We start from the raw sequence: 13,462 nt of genomic DNA, 5'->3' as shown, positions 1-13,462 counted from the left end.
CCTCTTCGACAGACCGATTCTACCTTTTTACAACAAAGGTACGAAACTGTCTTTAGCAATCATAGTTTTACCTTGATTATTTTGGAGTTTATGCGACTTCGTCGCAATCTTCTGCAAACTTAGAGGTTATTAGGGCTAGCTTGATTATTCTGTTTTCAGCAATAGTGCATTTTTTTCTTTTTGTGAGTGGTGCCGATTATCGTTTGTAGATGGATTCATCTATGGGCAACCTGTATAAAAATACGTGAAGCGGAAAACCCTCGGTCATGCCATTCCGCTTGTTGTAACATTACACCAGTCCAAAGCCCGATTGCAGCGATAAATGTATGCGATAGACTATGGAAACTGGAATTTCATATATAATGCATATATATGAAAAATAGCGTATTTCTGTTGATATCGGTCAATATTTTGCGTATTCAAAGGTGTAAATTGTAACCAAAGGATTGCAAACGTTTACGTAGTTTTTGGGGATAAAACTTATAGATTATTTGTTTTAAATCAATTCTTGTGATACCTTTGCATCAACAAACACTGATTTTCAGAATTACATGCTACATTAATACTAACAGCTAAGACATTCAAAAATGATGAAAAAGGGCTTCGACGTGGTGTCGAGGCCCTTTTTGAGTAGTACGCCTGGCATGAGTATTGTTCTGAAATCTTAAAACATGCAAGCCTCGGTGACTTTTTGGGGTTAAGCAATTTCTATTCTTTGTCTTTTTTGCTTGCATTACTTATCCGTGGTATAAAAATGTTATGAATGATGTTGTTTTCGTAACAAAATTTCGTATTATGAAATAAATAACTGTCATTATATTTGCGTGTTTTAAAATGTTGTTTTACTTTTGCAACCGCAAACACGAATACACTTGTATATTGCTATTGATTGTTGCAATTTTCAAACAAAGTGTTAGAGAGGATTGAGAAAAAGCCGTGTTGGCTTGTAAATAAAAGAAATAGATTCTTCGGGTAGAAAGTTGTTTAAAGGTATCAACCAAACATTATAATATGGACGCAAAACAAGGATTGTATGCCTCAGCCTACGAGCACGATGCGTGCGGCGTGGGTATGGTGGTAAACATACATGGAGGCAAAAGTCATGAGTTGGTGGATAATGCTCTGCGCGTGTTGGAGAACATGCAACACCGTGGTGCCGAAACTCGTGACAAGACAGGTGACGGTGCTGGCATTATGGTGCAGATTCCTCACGAGTTTATTCTGCTGCAAGGCATTCTCAGAAGCATTGCTCAGAAAACATTTCGGCACGGAGATAAGCACCATCGGAGGTATCGGACTGAAGGATATCGCAAGAGAATACACAGAGCTCAACCAGGCAGCTTTCTTCCCCTCTCCTGTAGTGAAGGCAGAAGAGAAGTATTTCCTACCCAACAACGGCCTTTTCAGTTATAGAAAAGACGGCATAGAGCATGCCTGGAACCCCGAGACTATCACCAAGCTGCAGCTCGCCACACGCTTGGGCAGCTATAAGCAGTTCAAGGAGTGGGCGGCAATCGTCGACACCCATACCGCTACGGGAGATGCCGAAAAGGGCGAGCGCCCCATCTTCCTCCGCAATCTGCTCACCTTCAAGAAGGCAGCCACGCCGACACCGCTCGACGAGGTGGAACCGGTGGAGAGCATCGTTCGCCACTTCGTCACAGGAGCCATGTCGTTCGGAGCGCTCAGCATCGAGGCACACGAGGCACTTGCCCTGGCAATGAACCGTCTCGGTTCACGAAGCAATACGGGAGAGGGCGGCGAGGACAACGCCCGCTACCACACCGAGGTAGACGGTGTGTCGCTCAGCAGCAAGACCAAGCAGATTGCCTCAGGCCGTTTCGGCGTTACAGCCGAATATCTTGTCAATGCCGAAGAACTTCAGATCAAGGTGGCGCAGGGCGCAAAGCCTGGTGAAGGCGGACAGTTGCCCGGCTTTAAGGTGAACAAGATCATTGCCAAGACACGTAATGCCATTCCTGGAATCACGCTCATCTCGCCACCGCCACATCACGACATTTATTCAATCGAAGACCTTGCCCAGTTGATTTTCGACCTCAAGAATATCAATCCCACCGCCGCAGTCAGCGTGAAGCTTGTTGCCGAGAGCGGTGTGGGCACCATTGCCGCCGGCGTGGCAAAGGCAAAGGCAGACCTCATCGTCATCTCAGGAGCTGAGGGCGGCACGGGTGCAAGTCCGGTATCGTCGATGCGCTTTGCCGGTATCTCGCCGGAAATCGGACTTGCCGAGGCACAGCAGACACTGGTGCTCAACGGTCTGCGCGACCAGGTCCGCCTGCAGACAGACGGCCAGCTCAAGACTGCACGCGATGTAATCATCATGGCAATGCTTGGCGCCGACGAATTCTCTTTCGGCACCCTGCCGCTCATCGTGCTCGGCTGTCTGATGATGCGCAAGTGCAACACCAATACATGTCCTGTAGGTGTGGCAACGCAAGACGAGACCCTGCGTGCCAAGTTCCGCGGACGTGCCGAATACGTGGTCAACTTCTTCACATTCCTTGCCCAGCAGACGCGCGAGTATCTGTCAGAACTCGGCGTAAGAAATCTTAAGGACATCATCGGCCGCACAGACATGATAGAGGTCATCCCGCAGGACAAGTCGTCAAAGTTGGGAACCATCGACTTCAGCCGGCTGCTCCACCGTCCCGACACGGACAAGGCACTCCATTGGGACCGTAGCGAATTCACAAAGGTCAGCGGCGTGAAGGATGAAGATATCATCAGTGCCTGTGAGAAGGCGATAGAGAACAAGGAGGAGGTGAATCTTGACTACGCCATAAAGAATACCGACCGTGCAGTCACCACAATGCTCTCTGGCGTCATAGCCAAGCGTTATGGCGAGGAGGGACTGCCCGATTCCACCATCAACATTAAGTTCAAGGGATCGGCAGGCCAGAGCTTCGGAGCCTTTGCCGTCAGCGGTATCAACGTCAGACTGGAAGGCGAGGCAAACGACTATTTTGCGAAGGGACTCTCCGGCGGACGCATCAGCATTCTGCCCCCATCACGTTCGAGCGCCGACTTCGTGGCTGAAGACAATATCATTGCCGGCAACACTGGACTCTACGGAGCGACAGGTGGCGAGCTGTATGTCAACGGCCGTGTGGGCGAGCGTTTCGGCGTGCGCAATTCAGGAGCCACAGCCGTCATCGAAGGTGCCGGCGACCATTGCTGTGAGTATATGACCGGTGGCCGCATCGTGGTGCTTGGTCAGATAGGCCGCAATTTCGCCGCCGGTATGAGTGGAGGTCTGGCTTACGTTTGGGACCGTGAACATACTTTTGATTATTTCTGTAATATGGATCAGGTGGAGATATCGCTCGTCGAGGAAAGTTCGGCACGCAAGGAGCTCCACGAACTCATCCGCCAGCATTACCTCTACACGGGTTCTGCCCTGGCACGCCGCATGTTGGACGACTGGAACCGCTATGTGGAGGACTTCATCCTTGTCACTCCTATCGAATACAAGCGGGTGCTGCAGGAGGAGAAGATGCGCCAGCTGGAAGAGAAGATCGCCAATATGCAATTAATAAATAACTAAGGAAGATATGGGAAAACTAAAAGCTTTCATGGAAGTGCCCAGGCTTGAAGCCGGGTATCGTCCTTTACACGAAAGAATACATGACTTTGGCGAGGTGGAGCAGACTCTCAACTCGCGTGACCGCATGGCTCAGGCAAGCCGCTGCATGGACTGCGGTGTGCCGTTCTGCCATTGGGCTTGCCCGTTGGGCAACAAGGATTCTGAATGGAACGACGCTCTCTGCAAGGGCGACTGGGAACTGGCTTATCGTCTGCTCAATGCCACAAACGACTTTCCTGAATTCACCGGACGCATCTGTCCGGCGCTCTGCGAAAAGGCTTGCGTGCTCAATCTTACAGACCACGCCCCGGTAACCAACCGTGAGAACGAGGCTGCCATAACAGAGACGGCATGGCATGAGGACTATATCAAACCGATGACCTTCCCACGCAACGGCAAGAGTGTAGCGGTGATAGGTGCCGGTCCTTCGGGTCTTGTGGCTGCCAACCGTCTTAACCGCATGGGCTACGGCGTGACCGTATTCGACAAGAACGAAGCGGCAGGAGGTCTGCTGCGTTACGGCATTCCCAACTTCAAGCTCTCAAAGAACATCATTGACCGTAGGCTCGACATCCTCATCGAGGAAGGCATACGGTTCGTATACAATACAGTGGTGGAAGCCTCTTCATTGCCCGAAGGCTTTGACGCCTACGTCCTTGCAACAGGAACACCCGAGGCACGTGACCTCAAGAACGTGCCCGGTCGCGAACTCAAAGGTGTACACCTCGCCTTGGAACTGCTCTCGCAGCAGAACCGCGTCCTATCTGGAGCAGAGTACTCCAAGGACGAGCGTGTCACCTGCAGGGGCAAGGACGTGCTCGTCATCGGCGGCGGCGACACCGGTTCCGACTGCATAGGCACCGCCCATCGCCAGGGATGCAAGAGCGTCACACAGATAGAAATCATGCCACGCCCCGTGGAGGGTCCCGACGACCCGAAGAATCCATGGCCGAACTATCCGCGCGTGCTCAAGACCACGTCGAGCCACGAGGAGGGATGTACGCGTCGCTGGAACATCAACACACTGGAGTTCATAGGCAAGAACGGAAAGCTGTGTGGCGTCCGTGTGCAGCCCATCGACTGGCAGCCGAATCCAGAGGGAGGCCGTCCGTTGATGGTTGAGGCTGGCGACCCCGAGGTGATAAAGTGTGAGGCGTGCTTCCTCGCAATGGGATTTCTCAAGCCTCAGCACCCTGACTATCCCGATAACGTATTCGTCTGCGGCGATGCCTTGAACGGAGCCTCGCTCGTGGTAAGGGCTATGGCAAGCGGCCGCGATGCGGCGCACAAGGTGGACAGCTACCTGCAGTCAGTTTGAGAGAACAAGAAATTTTTGTAGCTTTATTTCCCCAAAAGAGAAAGATATATGTGCGGAATTGTAGCAATATTCAACGTAAAAGAACAGACGCCGGAGCTGCGCACCAAGGCTCTTGGTATGAGTAAGAAGATACGCCACCGTGGTCCAGACTGGAGCGGCATACATTGTTCGGGCAGTGCCATACTGGCGCATGAGCGTCTGAGCATCGTCGATCCCGAGAGTGGAGGTCAGCCTCTGTTCTCGCCGGATGGCAAACAGGTGCTGGCCGTCAACGGCGAGATATATAACCATAAGGAGATCAGGGCAAGATATCAGGGGCGTTATGATTTTCAGACAGGTAGCGACTGTGAGGTGATCCTTGCGCTTTACCGCGACAAGGGAATTGACTTTCTTGAAGACCTGAACGGTATTTTCGCCTTTGCCCTTTATGACGAGGAGCAGGATGCCTTCCTCATAGCCCGCGACCATATCGGAGTCATTCCTCTTTATATAGGATATAATGACGACGGAAAAGTTTTCGTGGCAAGTGAGCTGAAGGCTCTTGAAGGCGAGTGCGACCGCTATGAACCGTTCCTGCCCGGCCACTATTATTGGAGCAAGGACCCCGGAATGAAGCCTTGGTATAAGCGCGACTGGATGGAATACGACAATGTGAAGGACAATCCCGCCAGCAGCGATGCCATACGCGATAGTCTTTGTGCGGCAGTGAAACGCCAGATGATGAGCGACGTGCCGTATGGAGTGCTGCTTTCGGGCGGTCTTGACAGTAGCGTCATCAGTGCCATCACCGAGAGCTACGCCGAACGCCGTATCGAGACAGACAGCCAGAGCAGGGCTTGGTGGCCCCGTCTCCATTCGTTTGCCGTGGGACTCAAGGGAGCGCCCGACTTGGCGAAGGCGCGTCAGGTGGCTGACTATATCGGCACGGTGCATCACGAAATCAACTATACCATTCAGGAGGGATTGGATGCCCTTCGTGACGTTATCTATTTCATCGAGACCTACGATATAACCACCGTGCGTGCCTCCGTGCCAATGTATCTGCTGGCGCGCGTGATAAAGTCGATGGGCATCAAGATGGTGCTGTCGGGTGAGGGAGCCGACGAGATTTTCGGTGGCTACCTATATTTCCACAAGGCGCCTTCGGCAGATGAATTCCATAAGGAGACCGTCCGCAAACTTTCCAAACTGCATCAGTATGACTGTCTGCGTGCCAACAAGAGTCTTTCGGCATGGGGCGTGGAAGGACGAGTGCCGTTCCTTGACAAGGAATTCCTTGACGTGGCGATGCGCACCAATCCCAAGGCAAAGATGTGCAGCATTCTCCCCGGCTCCGACCCGAAGGCGTCTATGGAGAAGCGCATCGTGCGTGAGGCATTCGAGGATATGCTGCCCGAAGAGGTGGCATGGCGACAGAAGGAGCAGTTCAGCGACGGTGTGGGATATTCGTGGATAGACACTCTGAAGAAGATCACCTCTGAAGCCGTGACCGACGAGCAGATGGCACATGCTGCCGAACGTTTCCCGATAAACACGCCTCTCTGCAAGGAGGAATATTATTATCGTTCCATCTTCGAGGAGCATTTCCCCAGTGAGAGCGCAGCCCGCAGCGTGCCCCATGAGGCAAGTGTAGCTTGTTCCACAGCTGTGGCTTTGGAGTGGGACGAAGCGTGGAAGAACATGAACGACCCAAGCGGACGTGCCGTTTCCGGCGTACACGAAAACGCTTTGGCGTGATAATAACATAGCTTCTATTTATAAAAGCAGCCGTTTTGCAACGTCAAGAGAACTTACTCTTGCATTGCAAAACGGCTGTTTCTTATGATTGTCTGATGCATAACCCCAAATCAGTCATTCACTCATATATAACGGCAATCACTCCTGCATACGAGAACTATAGGAGACAGTCGCGCAATCATGCCGAATTCAAAATGCTATATTTTTCAGCCGATGATGACGGAGTTCGGGAAATAATGTATATCTTTGCCTGTATGTTTCGCCCATAGAGAGACGACACGATTTTGAAGTAATGTAAACTTAAAACAGAATGAAAACGATAAACACGAGAAAGACTATACGAAAGTATTCCGACAAGCCCGTAAGCGACGAACTCCTCAACAGGCTCCTCGCTGAGGCAATGCGTACCCAGACGATGGGAAACCTGCAACTCTACAGCGTGGTGGTGACACGTTCGGCAGAGATGAAAGAGAAGCTCGCGCCGGCGCATTTCTGTCAGCCGATGGTTACGCAGGCGCCGGTGGTGCTCACCATCTGTGCTGATTTCAACCGCACCACACGATGGGCAGAAAACCGCAAGGCGACGCCTGGATACGACAATCTGCTCTCGTTTCTGAATGCAGCCACCGACGCATTGCTGTATACCCAGACCTTCTGCAACCTCGCCGACGAGGAAGGACTCGGCTACTGCTTCCTCGGCACCACGGTGTATAACCCCAAGCAGATAATCGACACGCTGAAGCTGCCGCGCCTCGTGATGCCCGTTGCCACGATAACGCTGGGATGGCCCGACGAGAATCCGCCGCTCACCGACAGACTGCCGCTGCAGAGCATCATCCATTCAGAGACCTACACCGACTACACCCCACAGCTCATCGACGAGTATTATGCCGAGAAGGAGGCGCTGCCGGAAAACGAGGAGTTCGTGCGTGTCAACCACAAGGAGACCCTCGCACAGGTGTTCACCGACCTGCGCTACACCAAGAAAGACAACGAGGCAATGTCGGCAACGATGCTCGATGCCCTGCGCTCACAGGGATTCCTTGACTAAGGAGGAAGATCCTGACAGTAAGAAAACTAAAGAAACACAACAATAATCAAAACCTATGTTACGCCTCTCTGCCATAAGTCATTGGTAGACAAGCAGACCGTGCGCACAGTTTACTATCAAGACCTATGATAACATTTTTCATTAGCTTTGTAGCCCTTGTGCTGGGCTATCTCTTGTATGGAAAGTTCGTAAGCAAAGTGTTCGCTCCTGACGACAGAAAGACTCCCGCCGTGGTGATAAACGACGGCATCGACTATGTGCCGATGCCCAACTGGAAGATTTTCATGATCCAGTTTCTCAACATCGCCGGCACGGGACCGATCTTCGGTGCCATCATGGGAGCCAAGTTCGGTCCGGCGGCATACCTCTGGATTATCCTCGGCTGCATCTTTGCCGGTGCCACCCACGATTTCTTCAGCGGTATGCTCTCCATGCGTAACAACGGAGCCGACCTGCCCGCCCTCATCGGCAAATACCTCGGTAAGACTCCGCGCAACGTGATGCTCGTGTTCTGCGTGGTGCTCCTCATCATGGTGGGCACGGTGTTCGTGTATAGTCCGGCAGAAATCCTCGGCCATTTCAGTGGCGGTTCGCTCCTATGGATAATAGTGATATTCGCCTATTATGTGGTAGCCACGATGCTTCCCATCGACAAGATTATCGGCAAGATATACCCCATATTCTCCTTCTCCCTGCTCTTCATGGCAGTAGCCCTCATCGTGATGCTCCTCATCAAGATGCCGGTGCTGCCGGAGCTGTGGGACGGCCTCGGCAATATGGCAAAGGAGCAAGACCCGTCGTTCACCGACAATATCTTCCCGTGTCTCTTCATCACCATCGCCTGCGGAGCTATCAGTGGCTTCCATGCCACACAGAGTCCGCTCATGGCGCGCTGCCTGAAGAGCGAGAAGATGGGACGCCCCATCTTCTATGGTTCAATGATTACCGAAGGACTCGTGGCCCTCGTGTGGGCTACGGTGGCAATGTGGTTCTTCTACGATTCGCCGACGCCGGGCTATGAACAGCTCGCAGCGGCAAAAGGCTTCCACACGTCAGCGCCGATGGTGGTTACTACCGTATGCCAGGACTGGCTCGGAATACTCGGTGGCGTGCTTGCCATCCTCGGAGTGGTGGCAGCCCCGATAACGAGCGGCGACACCGCTTTCCGTTCCGCCAGACTCATCGTGGCGTCAGCCTTGAAGCTCAACCAGAAGCCGAAGATGAACCGCCTGTATGTCTGCCTGCCCATCTTCGTTGTATCCATCGCCCTGCTTGCATGGCAGAGTTCCAATCCTGACGGCTTCAACGTGATATGGCAGTATTTCGGATGGTCAAACCAGACACTCTCGGTGTTCACCCTGTGGGCAATCACCGTGTATCTCGTGCGTAAGAACAAGCCATACGTCATAACCCTCCTTCCAGCTCTGTTCATGACAGGCGTATGCTCCACATATCTCTTCATATCCAAGCAGGCATTCGGACTGCAGGAAGACCTGGCATATTACCTCGGCATCCTCACCGTCATCATTGCAATGGTGTGGTTTGTGGTATGGATAAGGAAATACGGCGAGAAGGAGAGAGAGATAGGCGAGACCTCCACGGACTGATGACGGCTAATCCTGCAGCATTATGAAAAACCGCCGCAGCGTGTTCCTGCGCATTGCGGTGCCATTCCTCTCAGGAGTAGTGATGGCGTCGCTCGTCCATCTGCCAGTGCAGCCCCTCGGTTGGGGACTTGTGGCGGTGGTCATGGGCTTGGTGTCACTCCTGCTATTCAATAGCGGCAGGTCATCATCCTGCTTTGCATGCCTGTTCGCATTCGTTGGCGGAGCATTTGTGACGACTCTCAACCGGGAGTATGCCACAGGTGCTCCGCCTGCTGATTATATGAAATACGACGCCGTGGTGATGAGCACTCCGCAAAGACACGGCAAGGTGGTCGGCTTCGACGCCCTCGTGGTGGATGTGGCAGACCGCCGCGTTTCTCCTTTTATGGCGAAGGTCAGCATTGCCGGTCTCGACACCTGTCGCCTCGGCATTGGCAGCGGCATAGAGGCATTGTCCGTGTTCACGGTGCCCGGACAGAGAAAAGATTCTAAGATTCCCGTACAGAGAAAAGCTGCCACGGCGTCAGAACGGCGATTCGACTATTCCCGTTATCTCCAGACCCAGGGCTTCAGGGCGCAGACCTTCGTTTATGCCTCCGACATGAAGTTGAAGCAGATCTCCGCCACTTCCATTCCCGTTTGGCATCGGTTGCGGCTGCATCTGCTTGCTTTTCGTCAGCGCCTGATCGCGCAGTTCAGAAGAGGCGATGTGTCGGGCGGCAATCTCGCTGTGATTTCAGCACTCACCCTTGGTGACAAGACGATGATAGACCGCCATGTGCGCACGTTGTATAGCGTGTCGGGAGCGTCGCATGTGCTGGCACTTTCCGGTCTGCATATAGCCATCATATATACTCTGCTGATGCTTCTGCTCGATGGCAGACGACTGTTCCGTCTGCGTATAGCGGCACGGCTTCTCGCCATTGCTACGGTGTGGTGGTATGTCATGATTGTCGGACTGCCCGTCTCTGCGGTCAGGTCGGCGCTGATGCTGTCGGTATGTAGCGTAGTGGCAGTGGCAAACAGGGAGAGTCTCTCTCTCGACCACCTTGCGCTGGCGGCATTCGTAGTGGTGGCGGTGAGTCCGATGAGTGTTTTCGATGTAGGGTTCCAGATGTCGTTCATAGCCGTAGCCTCTATATTGCTCTTCGTTCCGCAGATGGAACGCCTCCTGTTCCGGTCACCTATCTGGCAGCGCCAGCCCATGCGCTGGGTCAGTGGGATGGTTACGGTGTCGCTTGCCGCACAGTTGGGAGTGTCGCCCCTTACGGCATATTATTTCGGCAGGTTCTCCTGCTATTTCCTTCTCACCAATTTCATTGCCATCCCCATGGCGATGCTCCTGCTGTATGGTGCCCTGGCGATGTTTCTGCTGTCGTGGCAGCCGGTGGTGAGCGGTCTGCTGGCTTATGGACTCGGTTCGGCAGCCCAGCTTCTCAACGATGCCCTCGCCCTTATCGCCGGTCTGCCGATGGCGAGCATAGAGAATATCGCCATAAGCCCGTGGCAGGTAGTGGCGGTTTATGGCGTCGTCGTGCTGGTATGGCTCGGAATGCGTATGATTGGCGGCTATGGAGTGATGCGGCCCTTCGGGATGGGCAACGAACCATAAGGGATTTGAGGTAAGCCAAACAAAAAAAACACTCTTCTGAAAGGACAAAAACCAAACAATTCCCAATAACCGATTCGGGATAATTCCGGTGATAAAAATATATGCCGGAATTTCCCCCACAGCGTGGGGAACAGAACCCCCTAATGTGGGGTTTCATTCCCCACGCTGTGGGGGAAAATTAGAGGTAATGCTTGTCGTTGATGTTTTTGGGTGATTTCGATAGCTATTATTCCTATTTCAGATTATCCCAAAACGGTCATTAGGCCGTTTAATATGGTATTTCATAACTGCTTGCAGTCTTTTGCTTTTTATAAGGCGTCTTTTGCTTGTTTTTAATTCGCAATAGCTCGCTATTACTCATTAAAAGCCAAACAAAATCCACTCTTATAAAAACACAAAATCCAAGCAAGCCCTAATGACCGATTGGGGATTATGCGAGAAGACCGCAGAACTTGTCGAGCTTCTCCTTCAGATACCGTTTGAAACCCTCGTCGCCCAACACTTCGATGTCGTCGAACAGTCCGAGCACGAAGCGCCCGATGCCTATGTAGCTGCAGACGTCGAGCGAGAGCAGCCATGTTCCGTTTTCCTCTTGCGTCATGTTGTGTAGGGTGCGCGGAAATTCTTCAGCCATCAGGTCGTGAGACAGTTGTCCGAGACGCATCTCCACCCTTGTTGTCTCTTCAGAACTGAACATGAAGGCGTCGGTGAACATCTGCTTGTGTCTGTCTTTGAATGCCCAGTTGTCGGACAGCGCCTCCACATCGTCCATGCGCACTATCTTGAACGTCTTGTTCAGTCCGGAGTCCGGTTCGAAACATCTCACCTCCCTGTTGCTGTCCATGAGCATGAACGGCTCCACGAGTCTGTCCCTCCTCGTCTTGCTGTGAGGCGACGAATATCCGCGTATCACCACCTGGTTCTCGTGTTTTATCGCGTCGTGCAATACGCTGATGATATGGGAGTCCTTGTCGCTGAGAGAGTCCTTTGCCAGTATTCCGAGGTCATAAAACCGCTCCATCTTCTTTTTCAGCGTCTCCACGATGGCATTCTTCTTCTTCACCTTGTTGAGCAGGCGGCTGATGACGATAGCCTCCTCTTCGGTGAAGGAAATCTTCTCTATCAGTCTGCCGAAAAACGGCGACGACCTGTCGATGGAGTAGCAGTTGCCGTATTTCTCTACTTTGAATCCGGCATCGCGGAAGAATTCGATGTAATAATACAGGTTGCGTTTCGATGTCTCCATCTTCCGGCATAGCTGTTCTACGGAGTAGCTTCTGTTTTCAGAAAGCAGCAGAAGCAGTTGGAGTTCCTTTTCGAGTTTGTCGTGTCTCATGGGCAGATGGAGTTTGTGGGTGTTATGCTGATGATTTTATGAATGTTGTCAAACGACCTTGCGAAGTTACTAAGAATAATCGACATTCACGGTGTTTGAGGCAAAATAAAATCGGCACAACGTATCACACGTCATGCCGATTATGATGATGTTCTGACTATTTACTGTCGTCAGTTCAGCCTATGGTTTATTTCGTAGCCTTTACAGACTTGCCGTCCTGCTTGATTACGAATACCGACTTGTCGGCTGGCATTTTGTCAATCTGCTTGCCGTCGATAGTGAAGATAGCCTTGTTGCCATTCACCTCTATCATTGTAGCACCCTTGATGCCGTCGGTGCCTTTGAGAGTCTTCACCTGTACAGGATCAGACTTCAGACTCTCTACTCCGTTGCATATTCCGGAAACGGTCAGAGTGTAGTAAGCGTTGGAATCAAGCGCACCGAATGTCATGTCATTATATTCAGTCTCCTTGCCATTAACCCCAGGGAAGTCTCTCTGCTGCTTGCCGCTCACCTCTACGTCGTCGATGTAGAGAATACCAGATGAACGACGGTTGTACTGCAGTTTCACAGCCGTAGTAGGATCAACCTCGATGTTGTATACCTCGCCGTTGCCCGATGTCAGTGTTATCTCGTCAGCCAGTTTCCACTCTTCACCGTTCTCGATATATACCTCGAGTTTTGAGCCCTTGCCAGGCTGCTGTGCTCTCATCCAGAACTTCACGTTGGTGATGTTTGCACCGCTGTTTGTCATGACGAGATACTGGCTCTTCTGGGTGAATCGCATTGACGGACTTGCCACACCGTAGAAACCATCATTTGTGCCGAGGAGGTTTGTAGATGAAAGCCATCCCTCCGGCATGCCGGAGATTTCATTGGTGAAGTCGTATGAGGTAGTGATGGTCTCACCGTCGTAGAAGTTTCTCATCAGGTAGAGCTTGTAGCCCTGAGCGTCGGCAAGAGCGTCCCAAGAGGCAGTGAACGACACTGGTGACAGATCGCTTATCTTCACGTTTTTCACCTGAGTCTTATCGAATGGCAGTGAGTTCGTGGCAGTCTTCGTGATGGTAGGCTTCTTCTTGAAAGTGCCGATGCTGCTTGATACGCAGATTGCATACTCAGTGTCATAATCAAGGTTGTCGAACTCGAAGTTTGTTGCCGTGATCTTCAGGTTGTTGTATGCAGGTATGTCGATGA

7 protein-coding genes and 2 pseudogenes are annotated in these 13,462 nt (G+C 52.0%); 7 read left to right on the top strand and 2 right to left on the bottom strand.

Annotation, left to right across the window (positions count from 1 at the left end):
* Positions 1-1,011: 1,011 nt before the first annotated feature.
* The 7 genes and pseudogenes from ST42_RS14515 to ST42_RS10345 form a co-directional block, all read left to right on the top strand.
* A pseudogene (locus tag ST42_RS14515) lies at positions 1,012-1,164 on the top strand (hypothetical protein); the annotation flags it as partial.
* A gap of 52 nt (positions 1,165-1,216) precedes the next feature.
* A pseudogene (locus ST42_RS10370) lies at positions 1,217-3,565 on the top strand (glutamate synthase-related protein); the annotation flags it as partial.
* A 7-nt stretch (positions 3,566-3,572) separates the two neighbouring features.
* Positions 3,573-4,922, top strand: coding sequence for a glutamate synthase subunit beta (locus ST42_RS10365; protein WP_044073468.1), 1,350 nt, complete (start codon positions 3,573-3,575; stop codon positions 4,920-4,922).
* A 48-nt stretch (positions 4,923-4,970) separates the two neighbouring features.
* Complete coding sequence (gene asnB / locus ST42_RS10360) at positions 4,971-6,659, top strand: asparagine synthase B (protein WP_044073467.1); 1,689 nt, start codon at positions 4,971-4,973, stop codon at positions 6,657-6,659.
* A gap of 310 nt (positions 6,660-6,969) precedes the next feature.
* Complete coding sequence (locus tag ST42_RS10355; RefSeq protein ID WP_022317460.1) at positions 6,970-7,710, top strand: nitroreductase family protein; 741 nt, start codon at positions 6,970-6,972, stop codon at positions 7,708-7,710.
* Between the two features lie 125 nt (positions 7,711-7,835).
* Positions 7,836-9,317 (top strand): carbon starvation CstA family protein, encoded by a 1,482-nt coding sequence (locus tag ST42_RS10350; RefSeq protein WP_044073466.1) that lies wholly within the window; start codon positions 7,836-7,838, stop codon positions 9,315-9,317.
* A gap of 22 nt (positions 9,318-9,339) precedes the next feature.
* On the top strand, positions 9,340-10,929 hold the full coding sequence (locus tag ST42_RS10345; protein WP_052488324.1) for a ComEC/Rec2 family competence protein: 1,590 nt from the start codon (positions 9,340-9,342) through the stop codon (positions 10,927-10,929).
* A gap of 430 nt (positions 10,930-11,359) precedes the next feature.
* Here ST42_RS10345 and ST42_RS10340 read toward each other — a convergent pair whose 3' ends face one another.
* Both ST42_RS10340 and ST42_RS14085 read right to left on the bottom strand, forming a co-directional pair.
* Positions 11,360-12,265 (bottom strand): helix-turn-helix transcriptional regulator, encoded by a 906-nt coding sequence (locus ST42_RS10340; RefSeq protein ID WP_022317457.1) that lies wholly within the window; start codon positions 12,263-12,265, stop codon positions 11,360-11,362.
* Between the two features lie 187 nt (positions 12,266-12,452).
* Positions 12,453-13,462: hypothetical protein (locus ST42_RS14085; protein ID WP_044073465.1), on the bottom strand; the 1,010-nt coding region annotated here is incomplete at its 5' end.

Source organism: Prevotella pectinovora, assembly GCF_000834015.1.
Taxonomy (GTDB): domain Bacteria; phylum Bacteroidota; class Bacteroidia; order Bacteroidales; family Bacteroidaceae; genus Prevotella; species Prevotella pectinovora.
This window is presented reverse-complemented; position numbering and strand designations above follow the sequence as displayed.